At 60.1% G+C, this 17,542-nt stretch carries 18 protein-coding genes and 1 pseudogene; 8 read left to right on the top strand and 11 right to left on the bottom strand.

From position 1 onward, the window contains the following. The first annotated feature begins 92 nt into the window (after positions 1–92). Positions 93–1,310 (top strand): urate hydroxylase PuuD, encoded by a 1,218-nt coding sequence (locus Q8K05_RS14310; RefSeq protein ID WP_305247306.1) that lies wholly within the window; start codon positions 93–95, stop codon positions 1,308–1,310. A gap of 17 nt (positions 1,311–1,327) precedes the next feature. Here the strand turns inward: Q8K05_RS14310 and Q8K05_RS14305 are convergent, their stop codons facing one another. Next, positions 1,328–2,263 (bottom strand): LysR family transcriptional regulator, encoded by a 936-nt coding sequence (locus Q8K05_RS14305; RefSeq protein WP_305247305.1) that lies wholly within the window; start codon positions 2,261–2,263, stop codon positions 1,328–1,330. A gap of 101 nt (positions 2,264–2,364) precedes the next feature. Here Q8K05_RS14305 and Q8K05_RS14300 point away from each other — a divergent pair, with 101 nt between their 5' ends. The 4 genes from Q8K05_RS14300 (at position 2,365) to Q8K05_RS14285 (ending at position 7,071) form a co-directional block, all read left to right on the top strand. Further along, positions 2,365–3,459 carry a tartrate dehydrogenase gene (locus tag Q8K05_RS14300; protein WP_305247304.1) on the top strand — a complete coding sequence of 365 codons (1,095 nt, stop codon included), beginning with the start codon at positions 2,365–2,367 and terminating at the stop codon, positions 3,457–3,459. Positions 3,460–3,500: 41 nt separating this feature from the next. Then, positions 3,501–4,457 carry a tripartite tricarboxylate transporter substrate binding protein gene (locus Q8K05_RS14295; RefSeq protein ID WP_305247303.1) on the top strand — a complete coding sequence of 319 codons (957 nt, stop codon included), beginning with the start codon at positions 3,501–3,503 and terminating at the stop codon, positions 4,455–4,457. Between the two features lie 74 nt (positions 4,458–4,531). Continuing rightward, entirely contained in the window at positions 4,532–5,698 is a 1,167-nt protein-coding gene (locus Q8K05_RS14290; RefSeq protein ID WP_305247302.1) for a mandelate racemase/muconate lactonizing enzyme family protein, read from the top strand. A gap of 56 nt (positions 5,699–5,754) precedes the next feature. Further along, positions 5,755–7,071 (top strand): glycerate kinase, encoded by a 1,317-nt coding sequence (locus Q8K05_RS14285; RefSeq protein WP_305247301.1) that lies wholly within the window; start codon positions 5,755–5,757, stop codon positions 7,069–7,071. Here Q8K05_RS14285 and Q8K05_RS14280 read toward each other — a convergent pair. Both Q8K05_RS14280 and Q8K05_RS14275 read right to left on the bottom strand, forming a co-directional pair. After that, positions 7,029–7,292 carry a tripartite tricarboxylate transporter substrate-binding protein gene (locus Q8K05_RS14280; protein WP_305247317.1) on the bottom strand — a complete coding sequence of 88 codons (264 nt, stop codon included), beginning with the start codon at positions 7,290–7,292 and terminating at the stop codon, positions 7,029–7,031. The two genes, Q8K05_RS14285 and Q8K05_RS14280, sit on opposite strands and share 43 nt — an antisense overlap. 18 nt (positions 7,293–7,310) lie before the next feature. Further along, a pseudogene (locus Q8K05_RS14275) lies at positions 7,311–7,679 on the bottom strand (aldehyde dehydrogenase family protein); the annotation flags it as partial. A gap of 176 nt (positions 7,680–7,855) precedes the next feature. On the opposite strand from Q8K05_RS14275, the gene Q8K05_RS14270 reads away from it, so the two are divergent. Beyond that, positions 7,856–9,118, top strand: coding sequence for an Nramp family divalent metal transporter (locus Q8K05_RS14270; RefSeq protein ID WP_305247300.1), 1,263 nt, complete (start codon positions 7,856–7,858; stop codon positions 9,116–9,118). Here Q8K05_RS14270 and Q8K05_RS14265 read toward each other — a convergent pair. The 7 genes from Q8K05_RS14265 to Q8K05_RS14235 are packed head-to-tail and all read right to left on the bottom strand — an operon-like array spanning position 9,115 to position 14,723. Continuing rightward, entirely contained in the window at positions 9,115–9,780 is a 666-nt protein-coding gene (locus tag Q8K05_RS14265) for an HAD family phosphatase (RefSeq protein WP_305247299.1), read from the bottom strand. The genes Q8K05_RS14270 and Q8K05_RS14265 overlap by 4 nt on opposite strands. After that, positions 9,780–10,796 (bottom strand): ABC transporter ATP-binding protein, encoded by a 1,017-nt coding sequence (locus tag Q8K05_RS14260; RefSeq protein WP_305247298.1) that lies wholly within the window; start codon positions 10,794–10,796, stop codon positions 9,780–9,782. The genes Q8K05_RS14265 and Q8K05_RS14260 overlap by 1 nt, the downstream gene beginning before the upstream one ends. 9 nt (positions 10,797–10,805) lie before the next feature. Next, entirely contained in the window at positions 10,806–11,576 is a 771-nt protein-coding gene (locus tag Q8K05_RS14255; RefSeq protein WP_305247297.1) for an ABC transporter permease, read from the bottom strand. Beyond that, positions 11,566–12,390, bottom strand: a complete 825-nt coding sequence (locus tag Q8K05_RS14250) for an ABC transporter permease subunit (protein ID WP_305247296.1) — start codon at positions 12,388–12,390, stop codon at positions 11,566–11,568. The genes Q8K05_RS14255 and Q8K05_RS14250 overlap by 11 nt, the downstream gene beginning before the upstream one ends. Before the next feature lie 59 nt (positions 12,391–12,449). Beyond that, positions 12,450–13,259 carry an alkaline phosphatase family protein gene (locus Q8K05_RS14245; RefSeq protein ID WP_305247295.1) on the bottom strand — a complete coding sequence of 270 codons (810 nt, stop codon included), beginning with the start codon at positions 13,257–13,259 and terminating at the stop codon, positions 12,450–12,452. 7 nt (positions 13,260–13,266) lie between these two features. Beyond that, positions 13,267–14,322 (bottom strand): ABC transporter substrate-binding protein, encoded by a 1,056-nt coding sequence (locus Q8K05_RS14240; protein WP_305247294.1) that lies wholly within the window; start codon positions 14,320–14,322, stop codon positions 13,267–13,269. Between the two features lie 26 nt (positions 14,323–14,348). Next, entirely contained in the window at positions 14,349–14,723 is a 375-nt protein-coding gene (locus tag Q8K05_RS14235; RefSeq protein WP_305247293.1) for a hypothetical protein, read from the bottom strand. Positions 14,724–14,738: 15 nt separating this feature from the next. On the opposite strand from Q8K05_RS14235, the gene Q8K05_RS14230 reads away from it, so the two are divergent. Both Q8K05_RS14230 and Q8K05_RS14225 read left to right on the top strand, forming a co-directional pair. Beyond that, positions 14,739–15,479 carry a UTRA domain-containing protein gene (locus Q8K05_RS14230; protein WP_305247292.1) on the top strand — a complete coding sequence of 247 codons (741 nt, stop codon included), beginning with the start codon at positions 14,739–14,741 and terminating at the stop codon, positions 15,477–15,479. 176 nt (positions 15,480–15,655) lie between these two features. Continuing rightward, positions 15,656–16,780, top strand: coding sequence for a hypothetical protein (locus Q8K05_RS14225; protein ID WP_305247291.1), 1,125 nt, complete (start codon positions 15,656–15,658; stop codon positions 16,778–16,780). Positions 16,781–16,884: 104 nt separating this feature from the next. On the opposite strand, the gene Q8K05_RS14220 is transcribed toward Q8K05_RS14225, so the two are convergent. Next, on the bottom strand, positions 16,885–17,517 hold the full coding sequence (locus tag Q8K05_RS14220) for a bifunctional 2-polyprenyl-6-hydroxyphenol methylase/3-demethylubiquinol 3-O-methyltransferase UbiG (RefSeq protein ID WP_305247290.1): 633 nt from the start codon (positions 17,515–17,517) through the stop codon (positions 16,885–16,887). Positions 17,518–17,542 lie beyond the last annotated feature (25 nt).

Below are 17,542 nucleotides of genomic sequence, written 5' to 3'. Positions count from 1 at the left end.
GGCCTCTTTTTTCTGCTTACAGCGCCCGCAGTGGTGAGCAGGTTTGCACCCAGCGGCGCCGCGCGCTGCGTACGCTGAATACGCGGGGAATTATGGAAAGCTACCTTCTCGACTGGGCCAACCTGCTGCTGCGCTGGGTTCACGTCATCACCGCCATCGCCTGGGTGGGTTCCTCGTTTTACTTTGTTTTTCTGGACTCCAGCCTGACGCCGCCGGTGGATGAGGACCTTAAAAAGCAGGGCGTCAGCGGCGAACTCTGGGCCGTCCATGGCGGCGGTTTCTACCACCCGGTCAAGTTCGCGGTCAAGCCGCCCGGGCTCCCTGAACACCTGCATTGGTTTTACTGGGAAAGCTACAGCACCTGGCTGTCTGGCTTTGCGCTGTTTACCGTGTCTTATCTCTGGAACGCCAGCGCTTACCTGATCGACAAGTCCCTGATGAACTGGTCGCCCACGGCCGCTGTGGCCACTGCGCTGGCGTTCTTTGTCGTCTTTTGGCTGTTGTACGACGGCATTTGCCGCGTGTTTGGTCCGCGTAAAAACGGTGACGCGATCGTGGGCGGCTTGGTGGCGCTGCTGGTGTGCGCCGCCTCGTATCTGGCCTGCCACTGGTTTGCCGGGAGCTCCGCCTTCCTGCTCGTGGGCGCCATGATGGCCACGGCGATGAGCGCCAATGTGTTTTTCTGGATCATCCCGGGGCAGCGCAAGGTGGTCGCCGCGATCAAGGCCGGTCAGCCGGTGGACCCGGTGCACGGCCAGCGCGGCAAGCAGCGCAGCGTGCACAACACCTACTTCACGCTGCCCGTGCTGTTTGCCATGCTGAGCAACCATTACAGCTTTACCTGGAGCCATCCGCAAAACTGGCTGGTGCTGACCTTGATGATGCTGGCCGGGGCGGCCATCCGGCAGTTTTTTGTGCTGCGCCACGGCTACAAGCTGGGCCGCAACCGCCATCCGCTGGCCTATGCGCTGGTGGGGATGGCGGTGATCATTGGCGTGATCGTCTGGATGAAGCCGGATGCTACTGATTTAATAGCTGATAATGCCCGTTCTGCAAGGGCTACAGGCCAAATAGACTATCAATCCGTGCAGCCGGTGCTGGCCCAGCGCTGCTACCAGTGCCACGGCGCGCAGGTGCAGATGAAAAACGTGCGGCTCGATTCCCCAGGCGCCCTGTCGCTGCATGCGCAGGCCGTCTACCAGCAGGTGGTGCTGACCCGGCTCATGCCGATGAACAATGCCACCGGCATCACCGAAGCCGAGCGCGCGCTGGTGGGGCAGTGGTTCCTGGCGGGCGCCAGCACCCCGTGATCGCAAGCCTGGTGCTGCTACCAGTCGGCCACCATGCCGGCCGCGCGTGTCGATGATTTTTCAAAGTGGCCGGCCAGGTAGTCCACAAAAGCCCGCACGCGTGCCGACACCTGGTGCCGCTGCGGGTAGACCGCGTGGATGTCGGCCGGCGGGGTCTGGTAGTTCTCCAGCACCTGGCGCAGCCGGCCGCTGCGCAGATAACGCGCGACGTCCCATTCGGCCCGCATCACGATGCCGTGCCCCGCGAGCGCCCAGTTGACGGCGATCTCGCCGTCGCTGGTGCTCAGGTTGCCGCGCACCTTCACGGTCTCCGTCCGTTTGCCTGAACTCAGGCGCCAGATGCCATAGGCCTCGTCGCCCTGGCGTATGCCGATACAGTTGTGCTGCGCCAGGTCGTGTGGCGTTCTGGGCGTTCCCTGCCGGGCCAGGTAAGCGGGTGCGGCACACAGCAGGCGCCGGTTCGGGGCCAGCTTGCGGGCGATCACGCGTGCTTCGGGGGGTTCGCCGAAGCGGACGCACACATCGAAGGCATCGTCGCTGACGGGCGGCGGGTTGACCGTGAGCTGGAGCTGGACCTGCATGTCCGGGTGCAGTTTGACGAAGCCCGATATCAGAGGTGCGATGTGGCTGCGGCCAAAACCCAGCGTCGCGTTGACGCGCAGCAAGCCCTTGGGCGCCGCCACCGCGCTGGACACCAGCTGTTCCATGTCGTCGATCTCGGCCAGGATGCGCCGCGCATGCGCAAGGTAGGTTTCGCCTTCGGGTGTGAGGCTGGCGCGCCGTGTGGTCCGGTTGAGCAACTGCACGCCCAGCCTTGCTTCCATCTGGGCCAGCCGCTTGCTGATGGCCGGCGTTGTCACGTCGAGCTCGCGCGCCGTGGCCGAGAAGCTGCCGCAGCGCGCCAGCAGGCTGAAAAAAGCCATCTCGGAAGGGGCAGAGGCAGGCGTGGTCATTATTAACTCAAAGTAAACAATGCGATAACTTTACGGCGTTCTGTTGAATCCTGCAATCGGTAGAGTCCATCTCCATTGGTCAATGATTACAAGGACATCGCATGAAGGTTTACAAGATTGCCTGCATCCCGGGCGACGGCATTGGCAAGGAAGTGGTCCCGGCCGGCCAGCAGGTGCTCGAAGCCCTGGCGGCCACCCAGAAAAATTTCGGCTTTGCCTTCACCTCCTTCGGCTGGGGCGGCGACTGGTTCCGCGCGCACGGCGTGATGATGCCCGACGACGGCCTGGACGCGCTGCGGGACATGGACGCCATCCTGTTCGGTTCGGCGGGTGACCCGCACATTCCGGATCACATCACCTTGTGGGGCCTGCGCCTGAAGATCTGCCAGGGCTTCGACCAGTACGCCAATGTACGGCCCACCCGCATCCTGCCCGGCATTGATGCGCCGCTCAAGCGCTGCCGGACGCAGGACCTGGACTGGGTCATCGTGCGCGAGAACTCCGAAGGCGAATATTCCGGTGTCGGCGGCCGCGCCCACCAGGGGCATCCGATCGAGGTGGCCACCGATGTGTCGATGATGACGCGCGCCGGCGTCGAGCGCATCATGCGTTACGCCTTCAAGCTCGCGCAGTCGCGCCCGCGCAAGCTGCTGACCGTGGTCACCAAGTCCAACGCCCAGCGCCACGCCATGGTGATGTGGGACGAGATTGCGCTGCAGATCAGCAAGGAATTCCCCGACGTGACGTGGGACAAGGAATTGGTGGACGCCTGCACCGCGCGCATGGTCAATCGCCCGGCCTCGCTGGACACCATCGTGGCCACCAACCTGCATGCCGACATTCTGAGCGACCTGGCTGCCGCGCTGGCCGGCAGCCTGGGCATTGCGCCCACCGGCAACATCGACCCCGAGCGCCGCTACCCCTCGATGTTCGAGCCCATCCACGGCTCGGCCTTCGACATCATGGGCCAGGTCCTGGCCAACCCGGTCGGCACCTTCTGGAGCTGCGTCATGCTGCTCGAGCACCTCGGTGAAAACGTGGCGGCGCGGCAGCTGATGCAGGCCATCGAGGCCGTCACCGCCAACCCGGCCCTGCACACCCGCGACCTGGGCGGCAGCGCCACCACCGCACAGGTTACCGCCGCCGTCTGCTCGCTGCTTGCCCAGGGCGGCATGCAGCAGGCGCGCGCGGCCTGAAGCGCGTTTCACCATCAGCCATCAAAAAAGGAGACAGCAGCATGAAAGTTGACATCAGAAAATGGATGGGCATTGTTTGCCTGGTTGCAGCGCCCGCCGTCATGGCGCAGGCCTGCCCTGACAAGAACCTCTCATACTGGCAGGCCTTTCCGCCGGGCGGCGAGTCGGATTTGTCGGCGCGCCACCAGCAGATGGTGCTGAAGAAAAAATGCGCGGCGATCGAAACCATCATCCAGTACAAGGCCGGCGCCGGCGGCGCGCTGATGTGGTCGCAGATGAACAGCCTGCCCGGCGACGGGCTCAACGTGGTGGGCATCAACCTGCCGCACATCGTGTTCCAGCCGATCGAGGGCCTGGTGCAGTACAAGACGCAGGACATCACGCCGGTGTTCTGGTTCCACTACACGCCCGACATCCTGGTCGTGCCCGAACAGAGCCCGATCAAGAACTTTGCCGACTTCATCAAGGCCGCCAAGGCCGAGCCCGGCAAGCTGAGCCTGGGCGGCTCCGGCCAGAACTCGGCCAACCATGCGGCGCATGAGCGCTTCAACGCGGCCTTCGGCGTCAAGACCATCTATGTGCCGTTCAAGGGCACGGGCGACATGGCCAGCTCCGTCATGGGCGCGCAGGTCGATGGCGCGATGACCTACACCGCGTTTGCCATCAACAACAAGACCCGCATCCGCCCCCTGGCCGTGGCGATGGAAAAACGCCACCCGCTGATGCCCGACGTGCCCACCTTCAAGGAGCTTGGCGTGGACTGGGTGGACGGTGCCTACCGCGGCATCGGTGTGCCCAAGGGCACGCCGCCCGAGACACGCAAGAAAATTTCAGACATGTGGGCCGCGCTGAACAATGATCCCGAAATGAAGGAGCTGGCGGCCAAGAGCGGCTTCGAGCTCATCAACGTCGGCGTTGACCAGATGGACGCGTTCATGAAGGAGAAAACCCGCCTGTACACCGAGGGCGCGCAGCGGCTGGGGCTGGGCAAGAAGTAGCCGGTCGCGCTGCGCAAGGCGTTTATCCTTGACCTGCCCGCGTTGGCAGGTATTTTTTTGATTGTGAGCCCTGAGTGAAGATCATCGACATCCGCGAGTCCACGCGACCCATCCAGTCCAACATCCGCAACGCCTACATCGACTTCTCGAAGATGACCCTGAGCCTGGTGGCGGTCGTCACGGATGTGATCAGGGACGGCAAGCCGGTCATTGGTTATGGCTTTAATTCCAATGGCCGTTACGGCCAGGGCGGGCTGATTCGCGAACGCTTCGCACCGCGCATCCTGGAGGCGCCGCCGGAGAGCCTGCTCGACGACAGTGGCGACAACCTCGATCCGCACAGGATCTGGGCGGCGATGATGAGCAACGAAAAGCCGGGTGGCCACGGGGAACGTTCGGTGGCGGTCGGCACCATCGACATGGCGGTGTGGGACGCGGTGGCCAAGATAGAAGGCGTGCCGCTCTATCAACTGCTGGCCGACCGTTATGGCAACGGCACGGCGAACCGCAAGGTGTTTGTCTATGCCGCGGGCGGCTATTACTGGCCGGGGCAGGGGGTCGAGGGGCTGGAGCGCGAGATGCGGGGTTATCTGGACCGTGGCTACTCGGTGGTCAAGAAAAAAATCGGCGGCGCCTCGCTGGCCGAGGACTGCCAACGCATCGAGGCCGTGCTCCGGCTTCTGGGGCCGGGCCAGAAGCTGGCGGTCGATGCCAATGGCCGGTTCGACCTGCAAACCGCCATCGCCTACGCCAAAGCGCTGTCTCCGTATGACCTGTTCTGGTACGAAGAAGCCGGTGACCCGCTGGACTTTTCCTTGCAGGCCGAGCTGGCCAACCACTACGACAAACCGATGGCGACCGGAGAAAATCTCTTCTCGATGCAGGATGCGCGCAACCTGATTCGCTACGGCGGCATGCGGCCCGACCGCGACTGGCTGCAGTTCGACTGCGCGCTCAGCTACGGCCTGGTCGAATACCTGCGCACCCTGGACATGCTCAAGGAACACGGCTGGTCGCCAGCGCGCTGCATTCCGCACGGTGGCCACCAGATGTCCCTGGCGATTGCCGCGGGCCTGGGGCTGGGCGGCAACGAAAGTTACCCCGATCTGTTCCAGCCGTATGGCGGCTTTCCCGATGGCGTGAAGGTCGAGAACGGTTTTGTGACCCTGCCGGAGTTGCCGGGTATCGGCTTTGAGGGCAAGGCCGACCTTTATCGCGAGATGACGAACCTGGCGAGCTAGCTGAACGCGGAGTTACGGACCGGTTACCACGGCACAATCCTGCGTGGAGACATTAAATGACTACACCCCAACCCGCCACCGATCCCCGCGCATTTCTCGAGCATCTCTACCAGGCCGCCGTTGCGCGTGCCCTGCCGTTGCACAACACCGCAGCTTGCCTGCCCCAGCCGCCCAAGGGCAGAACCATTGTCATTGGCGCGGGCAAGGCGGGCGGCGCCATGGCGCAGGCGGTCGAAGCGCTCTGGCCGGCTGACGCACCGCTCGAAGGCCTGGTCGTGACGCGTTACCACCATGTGCCGCCCCGGCCCGAGGGCGTGCTGGCGCGCATTGAAGTCGTTGAAGCGTCGCATCCGGTGCCCGATGAAGCGGGGCTGGCGGCGGCGCAGCGCATTCTGGCCATGGTGCAGGGTTTGAGTGCCAATGACCTGGTGCTGTGCCTGATCTCGGGCGGCGGCTCGTCTCTGCTGACCTTGCCGGCCGAGGGCCTGAGCCTGGAAGACAAGCAGAGCATCAACAAGGCGCTGCTGGGCAGCGGCGCCAACATCACCGAGATGAACTGCGTGCGCAAGCACCTCTCGCGCATCAAGGGCGGACGCCTGGCCGCGGCCTGCGCGCCGGCGCGTGTGGTCACGCTCAGCATCAGCGATGTGCCGGGTGATGATCCGTCCATCATCGCCAGCGGCCCGACCGTGCCGGACGCCAGCAGTTGCGCCGACGCAGTCGCCATTCTCCAGCGCTACGGCATCGAGGTGCCAGGCGCCGTCATGCGCCTGCTGGCGCAGGGCGCGCTTGAAACGCCCAAGCCCGGCGATCCGCTGTTTGACGGCCATGAAGTCCATATGATGGCCACGCCTCAGCAGAGCCTGGAAGCCGCGGCCGAAGCCGCCCGGGCGGCAGGTTTGACGGCTTACATCCTGAGCGATGAAATGGAAGGCGAGTCGCGGGAAGTTGGCAAGGTCCACGCCGCGCTGGCACGCGCCGTGGCGCGCAAGGGCCAGCCGTTTCAAAAGCCCTGCGTAATTTTGAGCGGTGGCGAAACGACGGTGACCATCCGCAAGCAGGCGCCCGGTACACCGAAGGGCCGTGGTGGCCGCGCCGGCGAGTTCTGCATGGGGCTGGCCCTTGGCCTGCAGGGCCAGCCCGGCGTGTATGCGCTGGCGGCCGACACCGACGGCATTGACGGCGTGGAAGACAATGCCGGCGCTTTTGTGGCGCCGGACACGCTGCAGCGGGCGCTGGCCGCCGGCATGAAGCTGGACCACTACCTGGACCGCAACGATGCCTATGGCTACTTTGAACGGCTGGGCGACCTGGTGATCAGCGGGCCGACCTACACCAACGTCAATGATTTCAGGGCGATCCTGATCCTGTAATGCGGGGTGCGCGGCCGCTGGCCGGCCTTGAGGCCGATTTCGCTGAGCGTCGGAACGTCAGGAAATAGCGGCGAGCGCTTGGGGCTGCCCACGGCCAGCAGCTTGAGCTTGTCCGCGCGCACGTGGTTCAGGCGAATGCCCGGGTCAAACATGAAGTCCACCTGCCCGCCCAGCAAGTCCTGCATCGCGGGCGCCGCGCCCCCCGCCCCGGTAAGGGACATGCACCGAAAGGATTGGGTCATGCCGGACTGGATGCGGCCGGCCACCTGCAGGACGCGGGCAATGTCGCGGCCAAACACGGCGCTGGAGAGGCCATATTCATTGTCATTGTCATTGGCGCAGGCAATGGCTTCTTCCACGCCGTTCACGCGCACGATGCCTTTGACCGGGCCGAAGGACTCCTCGCTGTAAATCTTCATCGACGGGGTGACATGGTCAATCAGCGTGGCGGCCATCAGTGTGTTGCCCGACTTGCCGCCGCACAGCGGCTTCGCGCCCTGCGCCAGGGCGTCGTCCACCAGCGCATTGCAGCGGTGCACGGCGTTCATGTCCACCACCGAGCCCAGCACCACCGGGCCATTACGCGGGTCACCCAGCGACAAGTTGGCGCGCTAAAGGCCGTGCGCTGCGGCCTTGATCAGCAGGGTGATCGGCATCACGGATAATGACCTTGATTTGCTATTTATTTTGTAGCTGCTTGTGTCCGTAAATATTGGGCTTGTGGCCTTTTTTGTTGAGAGAAACGGCAAGGGTGTCGTCACCGCGCTGTGGTAGGCTCCCGGCCATGTTTGAACGTCTGCCGTCCTTTCTTCGCCATGTCGGCCCGGGCGTGGTCACCGGCGCCGCCGACGACGACCCGTCCGGCATTGCCACCTACACCCAGGCCGGCGCGCAGTTTGGCACCGGGCTGGTCTGGACAGTATTTTTGTCGTTGCCCTTCATGATTGCCATTCAGTTGGTCAGCGCCAGGATAGGCCGCGTCACAGGCAAGGGCGTGGCGGCCAACTTGCGCCAACACACACCGAAGTGGTTTTTGATGGCCATGGTGGCGCTGCTGGTGGTTGCCAACACCATCAATATCGCTGCCGATATTTCCGCCATGGGCGAGGCGCTGCAATTGGTGGTGGGCGGCGGTGAGCATTTCCATTCGGTGGCGTTTGGCGTGGTCACGGTGCTGCTCCAGGTGTTTGTGCCCTACCGCAAGCTTGCGCCCATTTTGAAGTGGCTGACGCTGTTTTTGTTTTCCTATGTCATTGCCGTGTTTCTGGTGCAGGTTCCCTGGGGCCAGGTGCTGTATGACCTGGTGATTCCCAAGCTGCAATGGACCTCCGGCTACTGGATGATGATGGTGGCGCTGCTGGGCACCACGATTTCGCCTTATCTGTTTTTCTGGCAGGCCTCGCAGGAAGTGGAAGAGCTGCGGCTCAAAGGTGCGGGACGAGGCACCGAAGCGGACATACGCCACGACTTGCGGCGCGTCAAGCGGGACACCTGCATCGGCATGTTTTTCTCCAATGCCATCGCCTTTTTCATCATGGTGCTGGGGGCCGTCGTCTTGTATGCGGCCGGCATTCGTGACGTGACCTCGGCCGCGCAAGCTGCGCAGGCGCTGCGCCCGCTGGCCGGTGAATTTGCCTTTGCCCTGTTTGCCGGCGGCATTATCGCCACCGGCCTGCTGGCCGTGCCGGTGCTGGCGTCGTCAGCGGCTTATGCGGTCGCTGAAGCCTTCGGCTGGCCCGAGGGCCTGGAGCGGCACTGGTATGAAGCCAAGCGCTTTTACGCCATCATCACCATCGCCACCGTGGTGGGCACCGGGCTGGACTTCACCGCCATTGACCCGATGAAAGCGCTCTACTGGAGCGCCGTGATCAACGGCGTGGTGGCCGTGCCCATCATGGTCGGCCTGATGCTGCTGGCCAGCAAAAAGTCGGTGATGGGCAGTTTCACTTCGGGCTTCAAGACCACCTGGTTTGGCTGGGGCGGTGCGGCGGTCATGGGCATGGCGGTACTGATGATGTTCCGGGATATGGTGCGGCCGCTTTTTTAGACCAGGCAATCCAGCTGCCAGTGACACTGGGGCCATTGATGCTGGTCTGATATCTGCTCAAGCGAGGAGGAAGGATTGACGACACTCGCATGCTCGACTGCGCGAAGCAGCGGCAAATCATTCACTGAGTCGCTATAACCATAGCTGCCCTGTAAACTGCTCCCATGGCTGTCCATCCACACCTGCAAGCGCTGCACCTTGCCTGCATGAAAGCTCAGAACTCCCTGCGTGGAACCGGTGTAACAGCCGTCCTTCTCTTCCAGTTCAATGGCGATGACATCGTCCACACCCAGCATGGACGCGACACGCCGGACAATGAAATCAGCGGTGGCCGAAATGATCAGGAGCTGATGCCCCTGCTGGAGATGCCAATCCATTTGACGCCGCGCCGCCGGAAACACCCGAGGCGGAATCAGGGCGCTCACGAAAGCGTCTGCCCGTTGGGCTATCTCGGCAACGGCTATTCCGCAAAGAGGTTTAAGCCAAAAATTCATGTAGTCCAGCATGGACAAATCGCCAAGGTGATAAGTCCGCATCATCTGCTGCTCGGTGTGCAGCATGTCGCCATCAGCCCATCCCTGCTGCACCATATAACCCAGCCACAGGCTCGCGCTGTCGCCGTCGATCAATGTGTCGTCCAGGTCAAAAATGGCCAGCGTCATCAGGCGACTTCCTGCAATTCCTGGCTGTTGAACAGCAGGTCAATCTGGGCGCCCTGTTGCAATAGCAAGTCAGAACTCCGGTTGAGCGTATCGACCATCAGGTGGCAGCCTTGCGCATCGACGTGGTAGCGAATGACGTTGCCGAGCAACTGATGGTGCCGCACGACGGCACGGCACGGGGCGCTTAGATGGTTTTCATAGGTTCGCCCTGCCTCGGCCACATGAATCGACTCAGGCCGGATTGCCATTTTCCCCTGTACCTGAAGCCCCAGCAATTTGTGAACCTGCAGAGGGCTCAGCAGGTTGAAGTTGCCCATGAATCGGGCCACGAATTCGTTTGCCGGGCGGGTGTATATCGTTTCTGCCGACCCGGCTTGAACGATGCGCCCTTCATCCATCACAAAGATACGGTCGGACAGGACGAGTGCCTCTTCCTGATCGTGGGTCACAAAGATGGTGGTCAGTTTTAGTTGCGACTGAATGCGTCGGATTTCCTCTCGGAGGTTCTTGCGAATGCGCGCGTCGAGTGCTGACAAGGGCTCATCCAGCAACAAAATTCGTGGCCGCACTACCAGCGCACGGGCCAAAGCAACACGCTGGCGCTGACCGCCGGACAGCTGATGCACAAACTTGTTTTCATGCCCCTGCAGCTCAACCAGCGCGATGACTTCCATCACCCGCTGTTCGATTTCAGCCGCCTGCACGCTTTGCGTTTTCAAGCCAAAAGCAATATTTCCCGTCACGGTTAAATTGGGAAACAAGGCGTAATTTTGAAACACCATGCCGATGCCGCGCTTTTGCGGGACAACGCGGGTAATGTCATTGCCCGACACGCTGATCTGGCCGCTGTCCGGCTCCGTCAGGCCAGCAATGCAGCGAAGCAAGGTGGATTTCCCGCATCCGCTGGGTCCCAGCAGTGTGACCAGCTCGCCTTCCTCGATCTCGAAATGAATGTCCTCAAACACCCTTGTTTTGCCGAAGTACTTTGATAAATTGGAAACTGTTAGGTAGCTCATGAAATCGTCCTATCGGCTGAGGCGGGTGGCGATCCAGGTCACACCCAGCGTAAACATAAAGTAGCTCATCACGATCGCGCTCGTAAGGTGCCCGCTGGTTTGACGCATGGAATAAAGGTACACATTCAGCGTTTCATACCGGTTACCCACCAGCATGTTGGCAAATACGAACTCACCCAGCAAAAAAGAAAACGACAAAAACAGCGAAGCCATCAAGCCCTTGCGGATGTTGGGCAGAATCACGCGGAGAAATGCGACGGGCGTACTGGCGCCCAGGAGGTGGGCCGCGTCCATCAGATCGCGCACGTTCAGCCCCTGCAGGCCATTGACCAGTGCCCGGTACATGAAGGGAAGAACAATCGTGAAGTAGCAACCGATCAGAACCCACGGCGTACCAATGATGGGGACCGGGCCATCGGCATAAATTTGCAGCAAACCCACCGATGAAACCACCGGCGGCACGGCAAACTGAATCAGAATAAAAATGTTCATCCAGCGATCGAGCTTGGGGAAATAGTAAAAAACGACAAATGTGGCGGGCACCACAATCAGCGTACTGAAGACCAGCGTCGCGATCGCGATGAGCAGCGAATGCGCAAACGCCGTCAAGAAACGGAAATCCTGCCAAAGCTTGATGTACCAATCGAGCGTAAGTCCGTCAGGCAGGATGGTGGCGCCCCAGTGACGGGAAAACGAGTACAGCAGCGTGGCGAGAATTGGCACGCTCAGCAGGGCAATCAGGGCGCCAACAACGCATCGGTGATAAAGACTAGCGCGCATGGTAGGTTCTCTTGAGCAGCAACTGGTTGACCGTCACCAGGATCACCAGCATGGCAACCAGGATCACCGAAAGCGCGGCCGCCAGGTTGGGTTCCAGAAAGATATCGCCTGCCACCAGACTGGAAATGCGGATGGTCACCAGGTTGTAGTTGGCGGTCATCAGCGCGTAGGCGCTTGCGTAAGCGCCCATGGCATTGGCAAACAACAAAATGTAGGTGCCCAGCACCGCCGGTGCGATGACGGGCAATGCAATCAGGCGCCAGTAGCGCAGTCTGGATGCACCCAGTAAGGCGGCCGACTCCTGCCAGTCATCATCCAGAGCGTCAAAGGCAGGATATAGCAAAAGCACTGCCAGCGGCACCTGAAAGTAGGTGTAGATCAGGGTCAGGCCAGCGCGCGAATAGATATTGAAACTATCGATCACCCCCCATTCGCGCAGCAACAAGGTTACGGCACCATTGGCACCCATGATGATGATGAAAGCGAAGGCAAGAGGCACGCCACTTAGATTGCTCGCCATGTTGGTGAACGCGACAGTCACGTCGCGCAAGGTGCCGTCAACACGTTTGATGGAGGCTGCACTGACCAAGGCAATCAGCAGGCCAATGAAACTTGAGCCTACCGAAATCCACAGGCTGTTTGCAAAAGCTTGCCGGTAAAACGACGAGCCCAATACTTCAATAAAGTTTGCGAGTGACCACAAGCCCTCGACTTTGACGCTGTTGATCAATACCCAAAATGCCGGGGCGAACGAAAACATGGACAACATCAGCAGCAGGGGCAACAACAATAGCGCAGCGCGCCAATGGCGCATGAGTGGCTTTCTCGCCGCAACAAGTGCAGAAGGGGCGGCGGACCGGCTTGAAGAGGGCGTCATGCAGCTAAGAGTTTCTTATTCCAGATTTTTTCATGAGAAACGCCAAGCAGTTCAGCAATGACGCCGCACAACTCGAGCTGGCGAGGCGCTGCTCCGGGGTCGTGACTGAAGTGTTTGCCAAAGATAAACAACGGCACCTGACGCTCTTCCGGCAACACCCCACGGTGGGTGTGATCTTTGTTCATGCCATGGTCACTGGTCACAAGGACTTGGTAGCCCTGCTCAATCCAAGTCGGCAGATGAGCCGATAGAAAATTATCAGCGCGCCGCGCCGCATTGCGGTATTGAGAACTTTCCAAACCATGGCGATGTCCTGCATCGTCCGTGTTCATCGGATGGATCAACAAAAAGTCAGGGTCATGCCGACGCCGCAAGATTTCACCATCAATGAAAAGATGGTCATCGGGATAGCTGTCAGCGTGGTAAAAAACACCATGTTGAATCGGCAGGCTTTCATCATCGGTGAAGCGGTCCCGGACCGCGTCATAGGGCGAGCGGTTGTAGAGTTCACTGATCCAGTGATAAGCCGCCGCAGCGGTTGTTGCGCCCGCCTTGCGCGCCAGGTGAAAAATGCTTTCCTCTGTTGAAAGTCTTGTTACGTCGTTGTGCACCACGCCGCTGTCGACGGGGCGAACGCCGGTCAGGACGCATTCATAGAGGGGACGCGACAGCGCCGGCAACTCGCAATCCATACGGTAAAGACTTGCGCGACCAGCCTCACGCAGTCCTTGCAGGTAGCCCATGCAGTCATGGGCTACCTGCCAGGCAAGGCCATCAATAAGAACCAGGATAACCTTGTTATTCACGTCATGCTTACTTGTTGTAAACTATGACTTGCTCTTGCCATTGGCGGGGCAAGGCCTTGGTGGTTACTTCCCATGCCGCAAAATCCTTGATGGGCTTGGCGTTCTGGTATTGCGCTTCAGGCAGCATCTTGGCTTTGACGTCTTTAGGCATGACGACAGACGTGCGAATAGGGCGAGCATTGCCGCGAGCCAGATTGATCTGGCCTTCATCGCTGAAGATGTATTCACGTGCCAGCTTGGCTGCGTTGGGGTTCTTGGCATATTTGTTGATGATCGTGGTGTAGCCAGCGATCACAGAGCCGTCCTGAGGAATGGCAACCGTGAAATTGGTAGCGTCCAGCTTGTTGCGATAGCTAAGGGAATTGAAATCCCACAAAAGACCCACTTCAACTTCGCCTTTTTCAAGATTTGCAATGCTCGGATTAGCCAGCGAAAGGCGTCCTTGCTTGGCCAGTTCTGCAAACAACTTGAATGCAGGGGCCAGGTTCTTCTCGTCACCACCGCCTGCGATCGCTGCGGCCAGTACCGCACTGTTGGCCTGCGAAGCAACACCGACCTCACCCACCGTGACTTTGTACGTACCCGCCAATAAATCTTTCCAGTTCTTTGGTGGGTTTTTCACCAGCTTGTTGTTGCTGATGAAAGACATCGTTCCGGTGTAAGCCAGCATCCAGTGACCATCGGCGTCCTTGGCCCAGGCAGGAACATCATTCCATGTCGTTGGCTTGTACGGCACTGTCACACCCTTGGCCACTGCAATCGGGCCAAAGGAGTGGCCCACGTCACCGATATCGCCAGAGGCGTTGGTTTTCTCGGCATCGAACTTGGCGATTTCCTGCGCCGAACTCATGTCCGTGTCCTGATGAGAGATTCCATATTTGCTCTTCATCTGAGCCCAGGTATCTTTCCAGTTCGCCCAGTCATCGGGCATGCCCAGACTGTTAACAACGCCTTCTTTTTTTGCCGCTGTGATGAGACTGCTTAGATCCGGCTGCGCATATGCGCCAGAAACCGCTGTCGACAAAACACCTGCAAGCAAACTCGTCATCAGTAATTTATTCATAATTTTCCTGTTTGGTCTAGACCAGATTAAGAGAGAGGCTTGAAGATACCTTTCCAAAATGACATTGGTGTGACATTCCATTGCGCCGCTTCTTGGCCGGTGAAAAGTGGAGTCGAAAATTTGTACGGAAAATTGTTGAATTTTCCGTAACGCGTGACAGACTCCTCGTCACGGTGAACGCAGCGTGGCAATCCATGATCGCGTCTCATCGACATCTGCGCGCATGCGCGGGTTGGATGGACAAACGGCGGCTGCATAAAATGAAAACCCTGGTGCGCCCCGAGTCGCCAGCCGCGTGGGGTGGTTCGCCGCAAGCGAAGCTCGCCGCCAGGGACAAAACTGCGCACCTTCTGCCAGCCGCCCACAGTCCACTTAAGAATCGGAGCAAGTTGCTCAAACAAGCGGAGCCACTTCTCATGACCCATACCGTGACAAAAAAATCTGCCACTCAAGTTGTCACCATTTATCAAGCACTGTTAGCTCAAATCATCAGTGGCACCCTGGCGACCGGCTCGAAACTTCCCTCCGAGCGAGAGCTCAGCAGCTTGTTTGCCACGACGCGCATCACGCTCAGGGAAGCACTGCAGAGAATGGCAATGGAAGGATCAATCTACCGGGAAAGCAGACGTGGCTGGTTTGTTACGCCACCTCGATTGGAGTACAACCTCATTACAAAATCGCTTTTTCATCAGATGGTTGAAAGCCAGGGGCGCAAGGCGGTTACCCAGGTTATCTCGACGAGTACCGAATTGGCGAGCCCTGAGTTGTGCCGGAAGATGAAGCTTCTTCCGTTGAGTAAGTTGCACCGCATACGCCGTCTGCGTTATGTCGATGGACGCGCTACCGTGTTTGTCGAACACCACCTCAATCCGGTTATTTTTCCGGATATCTTGAAAATGGATTTGACAGAGTCGCTGACATTGATATATCAAAAACAATATGGCATCCAATGTGGGCGCGCTACTTTTGATATTTATCCGACAGCTGCGGATGCCAGCGTGGCACACCATCTTAATTTGGCAGAAGGCAGTCCGCTGTTAATGATCATTCGCGTCAACTACGATCAAAATGGACGAATTCTTGATTGTGATCGCGAGTTCTGGCGTCATGATGCAGTCCGGATTTCTGTAGATGTAGGCAGCGAAGCTTTCAATTAACCCGCTTCGCTTTCTAAATCAGGGCAGGTCAGTGCCCTCTGCCACCGCTTCGATGCTCATCCGCCCGGTTGCCACCTTCGCGACCTTTATCACAGAACTCGACTTCAAACGCGCCTCAAACAGACTGGTTCCGACGAAAAATAGTCAATTGACAAAAACCTGTCAGAATTTGTCGGATGAGTGAAATCACCGACCCTTGGCACTTTCCACGCCCAGACCTGGCGCAGGCCTGCTTACAGGGTTTCGACCTCGGGTTAACTTCAGCGCGGGGTCTGTTTGCGCGCCGGCGCATGGGCAAGAGCGAGTTTTTGAAGCACGATTTGCTTCCCGCCGCGATGCGCGCCGGCTACCTGGCCGCCTACACCAACCTCTGGGATGACACCGACCACCCGGGGCAAGCGCTGGCAACCGCCATTCTGCTGGCAACACAGCCCAAGGGATTGGGTAAGTTCTGGGAAGACCTGAACACGCCGATCAGCAGGGTCAAGGGCAGCGGCAAGCTGGCGCTGGGCATCGAAGGCTCGCTCGAACTGGATTTGGCTCAAAAGGAAAAAGCGGCGGTACCCGCTATCCAGGCGGCATTGCGGGCGGCCGACAAGGCCAGGAAACGCTTGCTGCTAGTCATCGATGAGGCCCAGGTGCTTGCCGCTCCTGAGCACAAGGCGGTGGCGCACTCGCTGCGCGCGGGTCTGGACATTCGCAAGCCCGGCATCAAGGTGCTCTTCGCGGGGTCTTCGGAGGCGGCCTTGCGGGAGATGTTCTCGCGCTCGGCGGCGCCGTTTTATAACTGGGCTCCGCTGGAGCCCTTCCCATTGCTGGGGCGCGAGTTTGTCGACGCCACGGTCAGGCAGCTGGCCAGTGTGGCCAGGCAGCCCCTGAGTCTGGAAGATGCGCTGAAGGCGTTTGCCGCGCTGAAGGAGACGCCTGAATTCTTTCGGTGGTACATCGAGCGCTACCTGATATACCAGCAGCAGGGGCCCGAGCAGGCGCTGCAGTACACCCTGGCCCGGGTACACGACGATACCGGCTACGCCAGGACCTGGAAGGAACTCAGTCGCCCCGACCGTGCCGTGCTGCTGCTGGCGGCCCGCGGGGTACAGGACCTTTACGGTACCCAGGCGCTCAGGCAGCTTCAGGAGTTGCTGGAGTCTGCGGAGGTGACCGCCAGCGCGCCAAGAACGTCGATTCGCCGGCTCACCGGCGCCAAGCTCCAGCTGATGGCGCGCATTGACCATGGCGCCTACCGCTTCGAGGACCCCGAATTCCAGACCTGGGTAGCGGCGCGGCACACCGTCGACTGAAACCGCTATTGAAAGCAGTGGACCGGCTACAGTTTCCCCGGGGCTGATTCAATAACAGGACCCCGGGCCCACATCGTTGCGTGCCTGCCAAAGCAGCCCGGCATTCAGGCTTTCGGCTTGCGCCACACGCTGGCCAGCCAGGGCTGCTGTTCGAGCGGCAGGCCGGCGGGGCGGTAATAGTGCGTCAGTTCGACGAACCCTGCGGCTGACAAATAGTTGCGCCAGGCCTGCCAATCATGAAAAGCACCATAGCGCTCGCCGCTCCAGCCCTCCTGGCCGTCGCCCCTGGGGTTGGAAGTAAACAATACGCCGCCTGGTTTCAGGGTGGCATGCAACTGCTTGAGAACGCGCGGCAAGGCCTGGCTGGGCACATGGAACAGCACGGCGTTGGCGAACACGCCGTCAAACTGGGCTTCAGGCAAATCGAGTTCGAGGAAATTTTGCTGCAGCACTTCGCAACCGCTGTAGGCGCGCGCCATCGCGGCAAGCCGCGCGGCCCCCTCCAGGCCGGTGGGGTGGTGACCGAGTTCCTTGAAGGTCTTGAGGTCGCGTCCGGGTCCGCATCCGAAGTCGAGCAGTTCAAACGGCGGCGGTGCCGCAATGGCGTGCAGCAGCGCGGCGATGTTCTGGCTCACGTCATGAGCGCGCGTACCTTGCCAGAACTCCTCGGCATGGTGCTCGTAATGCGCCAGCGTCAGGGCGGCGATGCGTTCGATAGCGTCAGGAGGCTGGGTCATATCCGGTCATGCTATTCGATTTTTC

This window comes from Polaromonas sp. (genome assembly GCF_030682935.1).
GTDB lineage: Bacteria > Pseudomonadota > Gammaproteobacteria > Burkholderiales > Burkholderiaceae_C > Polaromonas.
This window is presented reverse-complemented; position numbering and strand designations above follow the sequence as displayed.